The following is a 17,434-nucleotide window of genomic DNA, read 5'->3' as shown; positions in this document are numbered from 1 at the left end:
TTAATCTGTGCCTTTACTGCTTAGAACAAGCGCTGCTCTATTTTTATTGTATCGCCTGCTGCAATTTGGCTATTTAAAGTGCCTTTTTGTTGCTGCTGTTTAGTTTGCTCTTTAAAAATAAAGATTTTATCTACCGAAGCGCGCTCAGTTAAGCCCCCTGCAAGCGCTACCGCTTGGTTAACGGTCATAGCAGGTTGATAAGGGTAGGCTCCTGGTGCTTTTACCTCTCCGTGAATATAAAAAGGCCTATATTCAACTACCTGTGCATACACATTAGGGTTTATTAAGTAGTCTGGTTTTAAACCTCTACTTATAGTTTGTTCAACCTGCGAAATAGTTAGCCCTGTTAGTGTAATTTTACCTAAAAACGGATAATTTATTTCACCACGGTTACCAAGTAAAGCGCTTACCTCTAAATCAGGCTCGCCAAATACTTTAATCTCTACTTTATCGCCTGGGCCTAACACATAATCTTTTGCTGTTTGTGCAAAACAGGCATTACTCAATAAAACAATGGCAATACCTAAAATATACTTCAACTTCATTAATTATTAGCCCTAAGTGCAAACGTAAAGTTAATGCCAACAATGACACGGTCAAATGGGATTGTGGGTTGGTTAGAGTTTTTATCAATAAAATCTATGTAAGTAGAAATCATACCGTAATTACTAGCGTTATAATTTAAACCTAAGCGAGCGCTTTTAGTGGTATCTTTACGGCCAACATCACCAGTGTACTGCTCATCAATGTAACCTAAGCCAGCAAGTGTGCTTAAGTAGTCGTTCCAATCGTGAGTCCAGTTGGCGCTGTAAGTGCTTTCTTTAATGTAATCACCTTCAAGAAGCGGATCTTTCGCCGCACGGCTGGTAGTAAATTCAAAGGTAGAATACGTTAAAGGCTGCCATGTCACCCCAGCTTCCCAACTAAGGCCACTAAAGCTTTCACGCTGAGAGTTACTAAAGTCTTTATTTTGATAACCCACTTTAAAAGAACCAGACGTTAAAGACGTGGCATCCCATTCCATACCTATTAAGGCAGTAAGTGTTTTGGAATCGCGCGATACACCGCTTGGCTCTATAACATCGTAATTATAGTCTTCACTGGTTACCTCTGCTAAAACACGTGTTGCGGCTTTAGTGTTGTAGTATAGTGTTGCCCCAACAAGCGATTTATCGTAGTCGCGGTATTGCGATGTTTCTCTAAAATTTTGGTATTTTTTATTGTAAAAGCCAGCTTCAAGTGCCAGCTGCGCTCTAGACGATGGCGCACCATACTCGTAACCTGCTATTACTTCTTGTTGTTGATATTTTATTAGCTCATCAACAATATCGGCTAAACCTTCTGTTAAGCCTGTGCCTCGTGGCTCATAAAGCCAATCGGCAGTGGCGTTTATATCAAGCCTATGCTGGCTAGTAAATTCTTTATGAACGCCGGCGCCAATATTAATTTGTGTGAAGTTATCGGCGGTATCTTTATTATGTAAAGAACTACTGGTGCCCAAGTTTAGTGTGTAAGAATCAGGGCCATCATCAATAGCGGCTTTAATCTTAGGCGTAATAGTCCAAATTAGGCGCGACTCTTCGTTACTTGGAGTGTTAAAAAAGTTATCGTTACTGCTCATGCCAAGTGTAAGGGTAGGCGTTATTTCAGCGCCATCTTGGGTCATAAAACTGCCTGGCTCAAGCTGTGCATAAGCCGGAGAAGCTGCACACACTGCAAGGCACAAGATTGATTTTGCGATATTTTTAGTAGGCATTATCATTTTTAAATCCTTTAAAAATTGTCATAAAAATAATTTTTACATCTAACCAAAGTGACCAATGTTTAATATAGTGCAGGTCAAATTCAACGCGTTTTTCCATTTTATTTAGGGTGTCGGTTTCGCCTCGCCAGCCATTTATTTGTGCCCAACCAGTAATACCGGGTTTAGCTTTGTGCCTAAACATATAAAAGTCTACTTTTTTACGGTATTCCTCGTTATGGGCTACCGCATGCGGGCGTGGGCCAACAATCGACATATCGCCTTTTAGCACATTTATAAACTGCGGAAGCTCATCTAAGCTAGTACGGCGTAAAAAACCACCTAGCGGTGTAATACGTGCATCGTTTTTAGTGGCTTGGGTAACTACATCGCTGTTTTCAGTTACCGTCATCGATCTAAATTTCCACACTTTTATGCGTCTGCCATCAAGACCATAGCGGTCTTGTTTAAAAATAACAGGTCCTTTCGAGGTAAACTTAACTGCAACTGCAATGGCAATTAATATAGGTGAAATCAATAATAAAATAATAGAGGCAACAACTATATCTTCTGTGCGCTTTATAAATTCGCGCGCACCAATAAACGGCGATTCAAAAACACTTAGCGTATCTACATCACCAACATGTTCTATGCGAGCATGTATCAGGTTAGAAAGTAAAAAGTCAGGAATAATATGTACATCAACCGTGGTATCGCCAAGCTGCGATAATATTTCAGCAATACGTTTATCGGCTTTCATTGGGAGTGCTATGTATAAAACACTAATCTCACCGCTTCTGGCCGCATCAACAGCATGTTGTATTTTACCTTCAAGTGCATGCTTTTTTGAATTTTCAAATAAACGCTCTGGTTTACGGTCGTCATAAAAACCTAAAAATTTAAAGCCTAGCTCGTCATTTTTGGTTATTTCATCGTACAAGTAAACTGCAGATTCTGTAGCGCCAATAATTGCAACATTACGAAGGTTCATACCTAGCTTTCGGCGGTTTCTTTTATAGGCATGAACACCTAAGCGCCAAACATATAAAAATGTAACGCTTAGTAAAAACCATAACCCTAAACCAATACGCGAAAAATCATCGGTAAACTTAAACGCAAACGATACAAAAAATAAAAACGTAAAAGCAACGGCCAAGGATCCCCAAGCGCACAACACCATGGTTTTAAACTTGCCAGCCCGCCAAGAGCGGTACGTAGAAAATAGCTCAGCGCTGTACATGTAGCTTAATGCAACACTTAATATTGCAACCATATAAAATGGAGTTAGCTCAAAGCCGTAAAATAAAGCAGAGCACTGAAAGGCTAAAAAAAGCGCAAAAATATCGAATAAACGGTAAAAATTTGCATCAGACGAACCAGAAGGTTTGAACGTCCTTGAAGATGTCATACTATTATTCCTTATAGCTATCTTAAAAGTGGATAAAGCACCACAAAACTATGAATAAATAATAACGTATTGCTACTAAGTATTCAATGCCGCTGACCTATTAAACTAGATCAACTATAACAAATAAAATACCTACGCGCCTTTAATTGCAAAAAGCAAAACAAAAACAAACACGCTAAACAAACACAAACACAATAAACAAAATATTTAATAAATATGCAACAAACCAATAACCAACTAAACGAACAACTCTTTAAAATATGTCCAAATACCAAACGAAAAGCCCTGAAATATGTTTATCCCCAGTGCCGACTTAATTAAATAAAGTATTAACAAAATTATAAACAAACTAATAGTCACAACGATGGCTTGTGCTACTCTAGATGCTTTTTTTTCAGCTTGGCTAAGTTGTCGCCTATTTCGCCCAGCCAGCACTACAAAATAATACCTATATTTGAAAAACCTTATTACACCACGGCAATCAAGGGCATGTTCACCCCACTGCCTAGCCCCTATCGCAACTTTTAAATGGCTAAGTTGCTCATCACTAAAGCTTGCTTGTACATGTTTAGGCATTCTTTTTAATAAATTTTGAACAGCAGGGTCATATTTAATACTAGGCAAGTTTGTTCCTCATTTTTGTTAAAGCATTTATAAAATCTCTTTAGTTAAAGAGTTTTTTGCAGTAAGAATTAAGTTTGAGTTCAATTAAAACATACACCAGATGCCCAACAATTATTGATATAAATGTTAACAAAAAAAGGTAAAGCTCTTTACCAACATTCGGCATTATCAAAAGCATAATTTTATTCAACACGACCAGGGTAAACGCATGAGATAAATACAACGAATAGGATGAGTCTCCTAGCTTAAATAATAGATTTTTAAAGCTTTGTAATTTACTAACTTTAATTAATTGCTCTAAAACTAGAGAGCCATGGAATATAAACCACATTATAAAAGCATAATAAAATACAACAGAATCCACCTCTAAAAGATGCATTGCCAAAAGAGAAAAAAACATAAAAAACAAAAGTATTAGATTATATTTAACAGCGACTTTATTTTTATACATAATGAAAGATATAACACCCATTGCAAACTCGATAAGGTAGCTATCAAAGTAAAAGTGCGCATTATTAAAGCAGCCTATCAACGCTAACAATAGTAAAGGCAAAAACACTAAACTTCTTTTAATAAAAAATACAGCAAATAAAGCAAATATAAAGTAAAAATAAAATTCGTAGCTTAGTGTCCAGCCATTTCTTACCAAGTATTTATCTTCAGTTGGTACTAAAAAAAATGACTTCCAGATCACGGTTTCTCCGCCGCTACTATTAACCAAGTTGGGTACAACTAAAAATACCAATAAGGCTAACAATGTAAAAAACCAATATAAAGGGATAATTCTCAGGACTCGAGATTTTAAAAACCTACCCGCAGAAAACGTGTGCTTATCTGTAGAGAAGCAAATTATAAAACCAGATATTATAAAAAACAAATCTACGCCAGCTTGACCAAAGTTAAATACTTCAGCTGCAGGTAAGTTATTTTGTACTGACTTTATGGTAGCGTGATAATACACCACTAAAACTGCAGCTAAACCTCTTAGGTATTGAATAGAGTTAATCATGATTTAAAAACATATATGGATTAAGAAAAGGCATAAAAAAAACTAACATAACTGCTTGTCCAACAGCCATAAACGTTACAACAAACATGCAATATATATAAAACAAAAAGAGTTCTTTATGATAACGATTTGATGCATAACATGAGTATATACAATATAATGACCAACTAATTAGTAAAGTTAGCCCTACCCCTCCATATTGAACTAACATATCAAGATAGAAATTATGAGCGCCATTAATTAACCTTTCATCCCAATAATAGTCAAACATATAATACACAATTTGATCAGACCCCACCCCAAGCAAAGGATTCGATTTAATAATTTGGATAGCATTTATTAATAGGTTTTCTCTGTGTACATTAGATGTATATAAGGCAATTGATTCATCTAAAAAATTAGACTGATAAATTTTCTCATCTATAAAACCTTGGATATCGAAAAAATAGAAAGCGGATAAAAGTAGAGTTAAAGAACTAACAAAGATTAGTTTCACCTCACCAGCAGACGCTTTAGCCCTGATGGGTCTTATAAAAAGAAGCAATAAAAAAATCAGCAACACTCCAAATATGCCTTTACGTTCCATAGACATAAACAAAGGGATTAAGCTAAGCAAAAACACTTTAAACGTACGCTTATCATTAAACATACTCGACTTTAATAAGAGTAATAAGGATAAAAGGCCAAAGGCATATTTACCATCGTTTGCTGATTTATACCGAGTAAGGTGACCTAATGAAAAATGATATAAAACCGTATATAGAGCTGACAATATTAAAAATGCAATTGTTAAATCTAAAAATAGTTTACTATTTTTTTTTGCATACTCTGAAGCAATAACAAAGTAGGTTACTACCCATACTAATTGTATACATTCCTTTATAGATGCTGCGATGTTATCATTATATAAGCCATTGAATAAGATATAAGAAATATAAAACCATAATGGTAATATTCTTATTTGCGCAAAATTATAAAAAACTTTAGGTGTTGTAATTAACTTAAACGACACTAAGCTTAACAATAACAAATCGGAGAGCCTAATTAGTGCCCCAGCCACGCCATACCTAAACATAGAAAAATATAAAGGTAATATAGCGCAAACAACCAGAAAGCCTAACATCTCTTTTTTTGAGTAATTATAGCTTGAAAACATCATATATTGCTTACCAACACTGATTTATATATTTTCGTATGTTCAGTAGCCGTACTTTGTATTGAAAAACATTGAGCTTTTTTAATACATAAAGCAGATTGCTCGTTATAATTTCTTATATTATTCAGTAAAGCATTAATTTTTTCTGCTAATTTTTTAACATTTCCGACCTCAAACAAAGCAGTTTTATCTACTACATGATTGAGGCCTTCTACGTCAGTTGCAAATGTAGGTAAACCAGACGCCATAGCCTCAACCACGGCAATACCAAAGCCCTCCCAGTGCGAAGACTGTATGTAAATGTCTAATGAATTTAAAAATGAAGGCACATTGTTTACTTGTCCATGAAAAACAATTTTATTGTCAACTTTGAGTGTTTTAGCTAGTTGTTCGTACTCGGCCCGTAAATCTCCATCACCTGCTAAGTGCAACTCAAAGCGAGAATCAAGTAAGGTCATTAATTTTATGAGTGATTTAATATCTTTTTGTGCTGCAAAACGCCCTACCATGCCTAACTTTATTGCAGGTTGTTCTGCAGTAATAGCTTTAGGCTGTTGAGCAAAGCGTGATAAATCAACACCGTTATGAATCACTTTAGTTAAAGCTGGGCTTACTTTAATACTTTCTAAAAATTTTTCTTTAACACCATCAGAGATACATACTATTTTTTTAAATTTTTTATAAATTATACGCTCTAATGTTTTTACAAAAAGAATATCTCGCCTTCTGTAATGCGGGTTATGCTCGGTAACAATAGTCGGCGTACGAGTAAAGTAAGCAATATAAATAGACGGATACAAATGCGTATGCACTAAATCAGCTTTATTTAATCTTTTTATTACACCAAAAAAACCCAAGTCACGTTTGTGGTAAACATCTACACCAAGCGCTTTTAGCTCATCGGCGTATTCATTTTCACCGCGAGTTAAAATAACTTCAAATTTAAATACGTTTTTTTGTAGACTCATTAAGTCTACAAGTAGGCGCTGCACCCCACCTAAACGTTGTAAGTCGTTAGTTATATGAACAATTTTTTTCATTTACCTAGCATCCTTGCCCATTTATCGTCACATAAGTTATCGCTATACATCGCGATATCTTCTACTTTCTTTATCACTTTAGCTGGGGCACCCACTACAACACAGTTATTTTCAACATCTTTAGCGGCAACGGTGCCGGCTCCTAACACTGAATTACTGCCAACTTTAATTGCCCCGACTAAACAAGAGCTTGGTCCTATATAAACGTTATCGCCAATATCAGCTGACTTTCCATAATGGATAGCCCCAACCGAAACAAACTGCAAAAAGCTACAATTGTTACCTATGCTTGCCTGAGAATTTATAACAACATTTCCATGGGGTATATATAACCCGTAACCTATAGCAACATTGTGATTAAGCTGAATATTAACTTTTTTTCCTAGTTTTGCTTTTAAAAACCTAAATACAAACGAAAGTGCATATACATCGGATTTTGCCATTCTTAAATAAACTTGAAACCTAAAATAGCTATTTTTAAATAAGGTTTTTAAAAACTGCTTATCATTACCATTAAAACGATATAGATCAGACTTTATATATATTTTTATCTCAGATAACTTCATCTTATCGCTTTCCGTTAATACAAATAATATTAGATAAATTGAATTTAAGTTTAGCAACTATCGATTTATTATATTCTTTAAATATACTTTTAAAAATAGAATTTATATTCCTACATTGCTTAAAAAACACCTTGCGATCTTTTTTATCCTCTATCGAGTAGCCCTTAAGACTAACAAGTAAAGAATATCTTGCAACTTGCGCTACTACTGTTTTTTTATCATCAAACTTATCTATACTTTCCTTTACTGAATTCACCATATTAAGCAGCAAATCAGAATAAGATGATGTTCTCTTACTCGTAGTTGAACCTAAACGTTTTCGGTAAAAAACAAGTGTTTTTGGTGTTTTAACAATACTCGAAGCATGTGAGAAAGCCTGTATATTAAAGTGAATATCCTCATATATAACACCTTCTGGAAAACGACATTTATCTAAGATGTTTTTTTTATAAAGTCGGGTCCAAACAAAAAAACCACTTTTAAATAAATCCGTTTTAACTAGCTCAACATCCCTATATTTTCCCCAATCAGGAGTTGGTAGCAGTGTTGTAAACTCTTTAAAATCAAACTCAATAATATCATTAGCTGCAGAGCCGACATGAGTCGAAAGTGCTTCCCAATAATTAGGGGCAATAGCATCATCAGAATCAATAAAACCTATATAAGTACCATTGGCAACAATTAAAGCAGCATTGCGAGCTGCGGCCTGCCCTTTATTAATAGGTTGCTTAATTATTGTTGTACTAAATTTTATAATGCTTTTATTTTTAGCTAAAAAATCTTCACATAATTTAATTGAGTTTTCTGGGCAACAGTCGTCTACAAAAATAACTTCTACGTTTTCAGTATTAACCCCTGCAACTAAGCTATCCATCAGTTCAGGTATAAATTCAGCAACCTTATAAACAGGGCATATTAGCGTTAATTTAATAGCCATATTAATTTTTTTCGCTCATATTTATTACGCCATATTCATGTGCATAATTATTTAGCATTACTGGTAGAGAATATTTTTGCATATACAACTTATAAGCATTATCACCATGCTCTACCGTTTTTTGTTTATCGCTTATATATTCGCTCATTACGCTTGCCATTGTTGCATTGTCACGTATTGGGACTAAAAAGCCAGACTCACCTTCTAATATAAGCTCAGAGCAGCCCCCTACGTCTGAACTTATCACTGGCTTTTTACACGCCATGGCTTCAATAATACTGCGTGGTAAGCCTTCCCAAAAGCTCGATAATATAAATACGTCGGCTAATGCTAACTTTTCGGCAAAGTTGTCTACCACACCGCAAAAATTTATAACCCCTTCAGGAAAATGTGCAAACAACGCTTTAACTTTAGCCTCGTACTGGCCATCGCCATAAATACTTAATTTAAACGGCTTGTTTTGCTTTAATAAGGTGTCGCAGGCCTTTCCTAACGTGGTGTAATCTTTTTGGTCTTCAAAGCGGGCAGCAGTGATAAAATGTACCGGGTTATTATTTAGCTCCCACATATCGCTCGACTTCCCTAACATGCCGTTACGTATTACCAATAATTTTTTATTGGGTACGCCAATACGTAAATATTCATTTTTATCAAACTCACACACGCCAATAATTTTAGAAGGTAAATAAGACAGAAGTTTTTCAAGACACTGATATTTTTTAAAGCCTTTATTTTCAGGTGTATTAACAAAAGGCACACCATGAGGAACATAATAAGAGCGCTTAAAAGTAAACATAGCAGCAATTCGCCCCAGGGCACCTATTTTAGCTGTATGCCAAGAGCAAACTTTGGGGTTTTCTTTAATAATGATCCACATTAGTTTAATTAGCGACAATAAATCGCTTAGCGGGCTTAAATCTCTTTTTAAGTTTGTTAATTCATGTACCTTAAAACCAGCCGTGCGTAATTTTGTTATAGCCTCGCCATTGCCACCTAAGGCATAAACAACCTCTGCGCCCTCGTCTCTAAACTTTTCACCTATTTGGCAAATATGTTTAAACGAGCCAGATACTATTGTATCTGAACGGGTCATCCCTATTAAAACCTTCATTAAGAAGCTCCATATATTTTTTTATAAAGTTTTACGTATTCTTTTGCAATAACATCAACAGTAAAATTAGCGTTTATTAATTGCTCTGAAAAAGCTGCAACCTCACCTTTGTTTTGTTTGTGCAACTTTATTCCTAACTCAGTTGCTTTAGTGATATCTTGCGCGCTAAATCCAGTTGCAATATAACCGTTTTTTTCTGTAAAAATTGCATCGCTAGCCCCACTTACAGGGGTCGACACTAACACTTTTCCTGCTAATAATGCCTCTAATAATGAATTAGAAAAACCCTCGGCCTCTGATGCATTAACAAAAATATCAAACTGCCTTATAAAGTTTACGGGGTCTTGTACTTCGCCGTAGAAGGTTACTCTATTTTGTAAGTTATTAGCGGTAATATATTTTTTTGCTGGCTCTAAACAGCTACCACTGCCAATTAAATGAAAATGTACTTGTTCGTCTTTACATGCAAGCAAAGCAAACGACTCCATTAATACATCTACTTTCTTTATTTGCTCTAACCGGCCATGATAAAATAGGTTTAGTTTTGAGCTATCTACACTTTTAACTTCGCTGTAATCACTGCTTAATAAGCTTTTATCTATACTGTTAGGTATATTAACAATGTGTTTAAAGCCGAATGCTTTGCAGTTTTTAGCAATTACGTCAGATATGGCAACAACTGTGGGGTTGGTATTAAGTACAAACTTGGCCATTAAAGGCCCAACAACCTTTTTGGCCTTTAACGCATTAAAATCCATAAATTGGTTAGAGTTACCTACTTTTATTAATATGGGTTTGTTAAATAAACGTGCTATACAACAACCTACAAATGCGCCAAACTTCCCCTGATGGCAATGTATAATATCAAAACTATTTTTATTAAATGCCGCCCAAATAAGTACTCTTAATAGCCAATAAATCGAAAAAGGTAGCCAACGCCCAAGTAAATCGGGGCCTACAGGTGAATATAAACGTGTTACAGGTACATCGTTCATTACCTCTTTTGCTTTACCTGCGATTTTTTGCCGAGATGTTAAAATTTGTACATCCAAGTTTTGTGCTTGTATCCCTTTAGAAACGCGCCCACACTGTTTTTCAGCCCCGCCAAATACATCTGGCATATATTGACAAGTAAGCATTAAAATTTTCATATAGCTTTAGTTACATCCTTGTTATTAAGACTTTTTGTAATAAGTTTATTCTTTAGTAAATTAAATACGGGTTTTTCAAAAATATAATGTGCCACAACCCCCCCTACTACCCCTAAAGCTATAATAACAGCCCAAGTTATAACAGGAGAAATAGAGCTTGGAGGCAGCAAAATTCCCCGCTTCCAAAGGCCAGAAAGAACCATTAAAGGAAACATATGAAAAAGATAGATTGAGTAAGATGCCTCTCCTATAACTTTAAAAAATTTACCATAGCGGATATTTTTTAACCTTGGATGAAAAACAAATAAAGCAATGATTAATACAGCAATACTGCTTCGACTGATTAAGGTTGGCATATTTAAGCGCCACGCATCTATAAATACAAAAGCAATTATAAAAGCAAGAAGCAAACTAAGCGTGATATAGGTATATGCTGGGATCCAAGCTAAGCCCTCTTTTTTGGTAATTACAAAAAATGCTAGCCAACCACCTAAAGCAAAAGACAAAGTGCGAGGATTTGTAATCACCGCTAATATAGGAGTTTTAAAATCTATTAATAAACCTATTAATGATAAAAATATAAATAGCACTGTTAATAGAGATAAAATTTTTAAGGAACTTATATTGAAAAGCATTAATAAAGCAATTACCGCATAGTAAAAAACAATATAATGTAGTGTCCAACCAATTTCTAATATTGGTTTTATGTCACCATCTATATATATTGGATTTAATAGAATAGAGTTAAAAATTTGATATGCGCTATAACTTGCCGAGCTACCAGGTACAAGAGAAAGGCAAATAACACAAAATAATGCAAACCACCAGGTTGGATAAATTCGTATTACTCTTTTTTTAATAAAATCTAAGCCATTATTACTTTTATTCCAAGTGGTATAAAAAGCAAAAAAACCCGATAAAACCAAAAACAAACCCACACCCATAGCACCAAAAATTTTTGTATAGCCTTGTTCAACCTGCCAAAAATGATCATTATAACCTAATGCTTCAAAACGCTTTCTTATTAGACCGTGTGAATGCGACACAACTATAAAAATCGCTCCCATTGCCCTCAAAAAATCTAGGCTCGTTAACCTCATTTTATTTCCTATTAAAATATATTAGTTGGAATTATATTCTTAATTTTAAGAGCGTATTTTTTTTATATTTTGCATTAAATTCGAAACGTCCTTTGGAAAGAGTAATTTATATATAAGTATATAAGTAATAGCCCCCACACTACCACTTACTATAATTTTTACTAATGGACTAAAATTATGAAGCTGATTTTTTACACCAAAATAAATAATACCGGCCATAAATAAAGATGAAACAAACGATGGAAAAAGTCTGTTAAAAACGTCAGTTAAGGAAAACAAGAACTTTTGCCTTAAAATGGCCATCATTATTAAACAGATTACCGTTGCAACAGCTACAGTGGAATACGCCACGTAATAAATCGACAACTGCGAAAATATACCGACAAGGGATATAACTGTAAAAAACTCAAAGATGCGTATTCTAAATGGAATGTTTGAGTTCCCTGTTGCGTGACAATATTGAGAAAAAAAGTAATTTAACGAAGCACTAATACCACTTAAACATAAAATTGAAAAAACAACCCCGCTTTTTTCCCACTGTGCACCAAAAATCAAATTTACCATTTCAGGGCCAATCACTAACGCTCCAAAAAACGCCGGAAACGAAAACAGAGCACACGTAGAAATAAAATTTAAATAACAGTCTTGTAATTTATCGGGTGTATCTTTTAACTTAGCAAAAGCAGAAAATGATACATCTACTATAGGCTTAATCGTAAACTGCACAATCGCATCAAGTAATTTACCTGCTATTTTAAAAATACCTAGCGCTGCAACCCCTAAAAAATACCCAATTAATAATTCTACAAACCGAAATATGCCTTGACCAATGAGTGAGGTTAAGACAATTGGCTTACCTTGTTTGAGCGTAGATAATATTTTAACGGAATGAAATGTAAAGCTAGGGCGCCATTTAACAGACTTCCATACTAAAATCAGCTCTAACACTACTGTAATTACTTTTTGAATGATCAAACTATAAAAACCGTAGCCATGATAAGCTAAATATATAGCCACCCCACCTGCAATAAGTGAAGAAACCAGTAATCTTAAAGCTAAAGCCTTAAATTTAAATAAACGCCTCAAAATACCGTTTGGTACAGTCGTAAGCGACTGCATAATAGGTATAATACTTAGTATATGTAAAGATACGGCTAACCCTGGTGCTTCAAAGGCTAACTCTAAATAAGGCGCGCCTATAATAAAAATTAAACTAGTAATAACACCTAAAAGTAGTGTACTTTTAAACACGTTATTTTGTACTTCGTTTTCCTCATTTGCAGCAGTACGAATAACAATTTGGTCGAGGCCAAATGTGACTAATACTTTAGTTAACTCCACAAATACAATAGCTAAAGCGGCGGTACCAAAATCAACTGGAGACAACATCCTTGATAGTATTATAAAAATAATTAAACCAGATAACTGATAACCTACACTACCGATCCAACTCCAAAGCGAGCCTTTAATTATTTTTTTATTTAAGGACATATATTTCTTTTTTCTTTGTATTTTTTAGGATTCAAGATTTTTTTTATCCACATTTCTCTTAAATATTCCTTTGCGACCCTCAGCTTTGTCACTTTTACGTTATCTGTTCTAACAATTTCATAGCCGAGTAGTTCTAACGTGTTCTGACCATAATATTGAAAGTCAGCTATATTTTGCAGAGTAAGCTTTTTTTTCCACGCATACGCTCGGGTTACATCAGGTTTTTTCCCCACCAAAGAATGCTGATTTTTAGTAAATTCTGGTAAAAAGTTATTTTTAATATTTAATTCGTTTTTTGTGTTTGGATTACCTAAAAAAGTGTGTATTTTTTTAAGTTCGGCCTCACTATTAGTGAGTAAGTCTTCGTACCTAACCATAATAGTTTTACTTGGGAATAAACTTTGGGTAATAAATCCATATAAAAGCTTATTTTGCCATGCTTTTGCTGCATCTAAATACGTATTAGACCCCCACTCCAAAGGAATTTGAGATTGCGCTACAGCCCTTCCATCCCTAACTATATGAATAAAATAACAGTCATCAAAAACAGAGTTTAATAGTTTTGAATGTGCAAGGTTATTTGGAGAGTGATCAATCCAGTAATGAACATTTTCACCTCCCTGATACAGTTTAACTAAGTCTTTATAAAAATCTCGGTACCCGTTATGTGACTGCGCTTTAAGCTCTGAAATATCGAGCTGCCATTGTTTAAACCTTAAGTTTTCTTCTAAGCTATTGCAGTAACTTTTTGTGCATAAAGGCTGCTGAAATGGAATTTCAGTTTTAAATAATGACTCAGGTGTTACTACACTCTGTTCAATATTTGAAAGCAGCGACGCTAACATTGTAGTGCCGCTTCTATCTGCTCCGCCTATAAATATGCATTTCATAATTATTTCGTAGAATTATAGCTACGGTACCAATCTACAAACTGCTGCATACCGTATTCAATATTAGTATTAGGCTTAAACCCTACCTCTGCATTTAAGCTATCTATGTCGGCAAATGTTGCCGGTACATCACCTGCTTGCATTGGCATATAGTTTTTATCTGCTACTTTACCTGCCGCTTTTTCAATTGACTCTATAAAGGTCATTAACGCTATTGGCTCGTTATTACCAATGTTAAATACACGGTACGGCGCTTTGCTTGATTCTGGAGAGGTGTTGCTATTATTAGGATTGCGAACTGGTACTACATCTTGAATACGAATTATGCCCTCAACAATGTCGTCTATGTATGTAAAGTCGCGTTTCATTTTACCGTTATTAAACACTTTTATTTCACGGTCGTTTAATATTGCGTCGGTAAATAAGTATGGCGCCATATCTGGGCGACCCCATGGGCCATAAACAGTAAAAAAGCGTAAGCCTGTTGTTGGTAGGTCGTATAAATGGCTATAGCTATGTGCCATTAATTCATTCGACTTTTTAGTAGCCGCATAAAGCGATACAGGGTGGTCAACCGCATCATCTGTAGAAAATGGCATTTTTTCGTTCATACCGTACACAGAACTTGATGATGCATACACTAAATGCTCAACATTGTTGTGTCGGCAGCCTTCTAAAATAGTAGCTGTACCCACTAAGTTAGAATCTATATAGGCCATTGGGTTTTCTATGGAGTATCTAACACCTGCTTGTGCAGCTAAATGTATAACGCGGTCAAATTTTTCATCACTAAAAAGTTTAGCTATGCCATCTCTGTCGGCCAAATCCATTTTTACAAAACGAAAGGTTGTTAAGTGCTTAATGCGTTCAAGCCTGGCTAATTTTAATGCGGGATCGTAATAATCGTTTAAATTATCAAGGCCAATAACTTCGTGCCCTGCATCACATAAACGCTCTGCCACAAAATTGCCAATAAAGCCCGCTGCACCTGTTACTAAAAATTTCATTTGATATATCCCTACTATGCTCAACTTACATAGTTTTTACACGCTAAATAACAGAAGCAAACATTAGTTACTTCTGTTATTGATATGATTTTGCTAATGATATTAGTTTGTTAAACAATTACTTTAATTTGAAAGTAGCTCTTTAACTTGCTTAGTGAAGTCTTCGCCCATGTGGCTAGACTGCATAGCGTATTCTACATTTGCCAGCATATAACCTAGTTTAGAGCCACAGTCGTGTGATTTACCTTTTAAGTGATAAGCTTCTAATGTTTCTAGGTGACGAAGTTGAAGTAGTGCATCGGTTAGCTGTATTTCGCCGCCCGCACCTGGTGGTGTGTATTCTAGTAAGTCCCAAATAGCCGTAGATACAACATAACGCCCCGTAATGGCAAGGTTGCTTGGTGCTTCGTCGTTATTTGGTTTTTCGACCATGTTTTTAATGGCGGCGCTTTCGCCTTCTTTTATTTTTTTACCCGCTAAATCTACTACACCATATTGGTGCACTTGCTCTTGTGGTACGGGCTCTACCATAACTTGGTTATGGCCTGTTTTATCAAAGCGGTCGATCATTTGACTTAAGTTGTCAGTTTTTGAATTAGATTTATATTTATCAATAATTACATCGGGTAACATTACCGCAAACGGGTTATTACCCACTATTGGACGCGCTGCAAGTACTGCGTGGCCTAAACCAAGGGGCGCTGATTGGCGTACAGAAATAACTGTTACGTCTTTTGGTACAATAGAGCGAACTTCTTCTAATAGGCTGCGTTTTACACGTGCCTCTAGCGTGGCTTCTAGCTCAAAGCTGGTATCAAAGTGATTTTCTATTGAATTTTTTGATGCATGAGTAACAAGTACTATTTCTTTAATACCCGCCGCTACGGCTTCGTTAACTACATACTGAATGAGAGGCTTATCTACCAATGGTAGCATTTCTTTTGGGATGGCTTTGGTCGCTGGCAACATGCGCGTACCTAAACCTGCAACCGGTAATACTGCTTTTAAAACTTTCACTTTAATTCCTTTTTAATCTGCTTTGTAAAAGCACATAAAATGGGCTAGCAAAAGCTAAACTCCTTCTTACGTACTTCACTCACCGTGTGATTTTTTTATTATACACAACACAATAATCTACTCAATAATAAAAGCGTACTTTGAGCTTGTTTTTTTGTTAACTTTATGTTGCACCAAAATAAACAAAACATGCTTTATTATGATGCAAGATTAAAATATAAACATATGTATATATTTTATAAAAATGTAAGCTTGGTTTAGCTCAACCATTTATATTTTTAAAGTATAAAGTTTATCACTAACAATAAACTTGTTTTAAAACATTAGCCTTAACATTTAGCTCAAAATTAAATGGCTTTATTGCTTAAAATAGCACTTAGTGCATACGGCTTAGCCATTTGTAAATACCTAGCAAATACTAAGCCGTTATTTGGCTTTAAATATAAATACGCCTTCTCTACCTTTTTAAATTTAAAAACACTATACTTGCTGTGTGTTTGTTTAAGGTATTTTTGTTATAGGAAGCATGTGCGCATAAAATATTGCCTTGTATTAATAGTGTCGTTTTTTGTATGCGCACAAGATATGCTTTTATACTTACGTAATAGCGATATAATTGCGCGTGCAGAACAACAATACGGCGGTAGCGGGCATAATCGTATAAAAAACTGGCTTACCTTTATTGATGACTCTGCCGATAAAAGTGAGTGGCAAAAAATCCACCTCGTTAATGACTTTTTTAATAAAAATATTAAATACAAATCTGACGATGAACTGTGGCAAAAAAAAGATTACTGGGCCACACCATTAGAAAGCTTAGGTGTTGGTATGGGCGACTGCGAAGACTATGTAATAGCCAAATATTTTACACTTATTGCCCTTGGCCTACCTGAAGAAAAAATACGGTTAATGTATGTTCGTCAAAAAACGGTTAACCAGCCTCATATGGTATTAATTTACATTGAACAACCTAACCAAGTACCTTATGTACTTGGTAATTTTAATACTAAGCTTTTGCCTGCCACTCAGCGCCCTGACTTAACGCCAATATACAGCTTTAATGGCCAAGGTTTATGGTTAGCTAAATCGAAGGGGTTAGGTAACAAAGTAAAAAACAGCCGTGGTGTATCTGCTTGGAATACAATGCTAGAGCGAATTGAACAAGGTGAGCTAGCTCCCATATAGA

The 17,434-nt window shown here is 35.2% G+C and carries 17 protein-coding genes; 1 reads left to right on the top strand and 16 read right to left on the bottom strand.

Translation table 11 applies throughout. From position 1 onward, the window contains the following. Positions 1-20: 20 nt before the first annotated feature. The 16 genes from EJ103_RS06845 to galU all read right to left on the bottom strand — a co-directional run bounded on the left by EJ103_RS06845 (position 21) and on the right by galU (position 16,248). Positions 21-545: a polysaccharide biosynthesis/export family protein gene (locus tag EJ103_RS06845; RefSeq protein WP_126006671.1), complete on the bottom strand. Its 525-nt coding sequence runs from the start codon at positions 543-545 to the stop codon at positions 21-23. Beyond that, positions 545-1,762, bottom strand: coding sequence for an outer membrane beta-barrel protein (locus EJ103_RS06840; RefSeq protein WP_126006669.1), 1,218 nt, complete (start codon positions 1,760-1,762; stop codon positions 545-547). Before EJ103_RS06840 ends, EJ103_RS06845 begins: the two co-directional genes overlap by 1 nt. After that, positions 1,746-3,149, bottom strand: coding sequence for an undecaprenyl-phosphate glucose phosphotransferase (locus tag EJ103_RS06835; protein ID WP_126006667.1), 1,404 nt, complete (start codon positions 3,147-3,149; stop codon positions 1,746-1,748). The genes EJ103_RS06840 and EJ103_RS06835 overlap by 17 nt, the downstream gene beginning before the upstream one ends. A 237-nt stretch (positions 3,150-3,386) precedes the next feature. Beyond that, positions 3,387-3,773, bottom strand: a complete 387-nt coding sequence (locus EJ103_RS06830; protein ID WP_126006665.1) for a 3-phosphoshikimate 1-carboxyvinyltransferase — start codon at positions 3,771-3,773, stop codon at positions 3,387-3,389. 40 nt (positions 3,774-3,813) lie between these two features. Beyond that, positions 3,814-4,782: an acyltransferase gene (locus EJ103_RS06825; protein WP_126006663.1), complete on the bottom strand. Its 969-nt coding sequence runs from the start codon at positions 4,780-4,782 to the stop codon at positions 3,814-3,816. Next, entirely contained in the window at positions 4,775-5,941 is a 1,167-nt protein-coding gene (locus EJ103_RS06820; RefSeq protein WP_126006661.1) for an O-antigen ligase family protein, read from the bottom strand. Before EJ103_RS06820 ends, EJ103_RS06825 begins: the two co-directional genes overlap by 8 nt. Beyond that, positions 5,938-6,978: a glycosyltransferase gene (locus EJ103_RS06815; protein ID WP_126006659.1), complete on the bottom strand. Its 1,041-nt coding sequence runs from the start codon at positions 6,976-6,978 to the stop codon at positions 5,938-5,940. The genes EJ103_RS06820 and EJ103_RS06815 overlap by 4 nt, the downstream gene beginning before the upstream one ends. Then, positions 6,975-7,544 carry a serine acetyltransferase gene (locus EJ103_RS06810; RefSeq protein WP_126006657.1) on the bottom strand — a complete coding sequence of 190 codons (570 nt, stop codon included), beginning with the start codon at positions 7,542-7,544 and terminating at the stop codon, positions 6,975-6,977. Before EJ103_RS06810 ends, EJ103_RS06815 begins: the two co-directional genes overlap by 4 nt. 1 nt (position 7,545) lies before the next feature. Next, positions 7,546-8,481, bottom strand: coding sequence for a glycosyltransferase family A protein (locus tag EJ103_RS06805; protein ID WP_126006655.1), 936 nt, complete (start codon positions 8,479-8,481; stop codon positions 7,546-7,548). Position 8,482: 1 nt separating this feature from the next. After that, entirely contained in the window at positions 8,483-9,592 is a 1,110-nt protein-coding gene (locus tag EJ103_RS06800; protein ID WP_164521613.1) for a glycosyltransferase, read from the bottom strand. Further along, positions 9,592-10,743 (bottom strand): glycosyltransferase family 4 protein, encoded by a 1,152-nt coding sequence (locus tag EJ103_RS06795; protein ID WP_126006653.1) that lies wholly within the window; start codon positions 10,741-10,743, stop codon positions 9,592-9,594. The genes EJ103_RS06800 and EJ103_RS06795 overlap by 1 nt, the downstream gene beginning before the upstream one ends. Continuing rightward, entirely contained in the window at positions 10,740-11,843 is a 1,104-nt protein-coding gene (locus EJ103_RS06790; RefSeq protein ID WP_126006651.1) for an acyltransferase, read from the bottom strand. The genes EJ103_RS06795 and EJ103_RS06790 overlap by 4 nt, the downstream gene beginning before the upstream one ends. Before the next feature lie 45 nt (positions 11,844-11,888). After that, positions 11,889-13,334 carry a lipopolysaccharide biosynthesis protein gene (locus tag EJ103_RS06785; protein ID WP_126006649.1) on the bottom strand — a complete coding sequence of 482 codons (1,446 nt, stop codon included), beginning with the start codon at positions 13,332-13,334 and terminating at the stop codon, positions 11,889-11,891. Further along, positions 13,325-14,224, bottom strand: a complete 900-nt coding sequence (locus EJ103_RS06780) for a sulfotransferase (protein WP_126006647.1) — start codon at positions 14,222-14,224, stop codon at positions 13,325-13,327. The genes EJ103_RS06785 and EJ103_RS06780 overlap by 10 nt, the downstream gene beginning before the upstream one ends. A gap of 2 nt (positions 14,225-14,226) precedes the next feature. Then, entirely contained in the window at positions 14,227-15,231 is a 1,005-nt protein-coding gene (locus tag EJ103_RS06775) for an NAD-dependent epimerase (RefSeq protein ID WP_126006646.1), read from the bottom strand. 123 nt (positions 15,232-15,354) lie between these two features. After that, the gene (gene galU / locus EJ103_RS06770; protein WP_126006644.1) at positions 15,355-16,248 is read right to left on the bottom strand and encodes a UTP--glucose-1-phosphate uridylyltransferase GalU; all 894 of its coding nucleotides are present in this window, start codon (positions 16,246-16,248) and stop codon (positions 15,355-15,357) included. Positions 16,249-16,776: 528 nt separating this feature from the next. Between galU and EJ103_RS06765 the strand changes: the two genes are divergently transcribed. Then, the gene (locus EJ103_RS06765; RefSeq protein WP_126006642.1) at positions 16,777-17,433 is read left to right on the top strand and encodes a transglutaminase-like cysteine peptidase; all 657 of its coding nucleotides are present in this window, start codon (positions 16,777-16,779) and stop codon (positions 17,431-17,433) included. Position 17,434: the final 1 nt, after the last annotated feature.

It is taken from the genome of Pseudoalteromonas sp. Xi13 (genome assembly GCF_003952205.1).
Classification (GTDB): Bacteria; Pseudomonadota; Gammaproteobacteria; order Enterobacterales; family Alteromonadaceae; genus Pseudoalteromonas; species Pseudoalteromonas atlantica.
The sequence above is the reverse complement of the archived record's forward strand: the minus strand, read 5'-3'. Positions and strand labels throughout refer to the sequence as shown.

Bases quoted from the DNA above. Each gene is read 5' to 3' on its own strand.
- EJ103_RS06820 (WP_126006661.1), bottom strand. From the start codon at position 5,941: ATGATGTTTTCAAGCTATAATTACTCAAAAAAAGAGATGTTAGGCTTT.
- EJ103_RS06800 (WP_164521613.1), bottom strand. From the start codon at position 9,592: ATGAAGGTTTTAATAGGGATGACCCGTTCAGATACAATAGTATCTGGC.
- EJ103_RS06785 (WP_126006649.1), bottom strand. From the start codon at position 13,334: ATGTCCTTAAATAAAAAAATAATTAAAGGCTCGCTTTGGAGTTGGATC.
- EJ103_RS06835 (WP_126006667.1), bottom strand. From the start codon at position 3,149: ATGACATCTTCAAGGACGTTCAAACCTTCTGGTTCGTCTGATGCAAAT.
- EJ103_RS06790 (WP_126006651.1), bottom strand. From the start codon at position 11,843: ATGAGGTTAACGAGCCTAGATTTTTTGAGGGCAATGGGAGCGATTTTT.
- EJ103_RS06845 (WP_126006671.1), bottom strand. From the start codon at position 545: ATGAAGTTGAAGTATATTTTAGGTATTGCCATTGTTTTATTGAGTAAT.
- EJ103_RS06815 (WP_126006659.1), bottom strand. From the start codon at position 6,978: ATGAAAAAAATTGTTCATATAACTAACGACTTACAACGTTTAGGTGGG.
- EJ103_RS06810 (WP_126006657.1), bottom strand. From the start codon at position 7,544: ATGAAGTTATCTGAGATAAAAATATATATAAAGTCTGATCTATATCGT.
- EJ103_RS06780 (WP_126006647.1), bottom strand. From the start codon at position 14,224: ATGAAATGCATATTTATAGGCGGAGCAGATAGAAGCGGCACTACAATG.
- EJ103_RS06805 (WP_126006655.1), bottom strand. From the start codon at position 8,481: ATGGCTATTAAATTAACGCTAATATGCCCTGTTTATAAGGTTGCTGAA.
- EJ103_RS06795 (WP_126006653.1), bottom strand. From the start codon at position 10,743: ATGAAAATTTTAATGCTTACTTGTCAATATATGCCAGATGTATTTGGC.
- EJ103_RS06775 (WP_126006646.1), bottom strand. From the start codon at position 15,231: ATGAAATTTTTAGTAACAGGTGCAGCGGGCTTTATTGGCAATTTTGTG.
- EJ103_RS06825 (WP_126006663.1), bottom strand. From the start codon at position 4,782: ATGATTAACTCTATTCAATACCTAAGAGGTTTAGCTGCAGTTTTAGTG.
- EJ103_RS06840 (WP_126006669.1), bottom strand. From the start codon at position 1,762: ATGATAATGCCTACTAAAAATATCGCAAAATCAATCTTGTGCCTTGCA.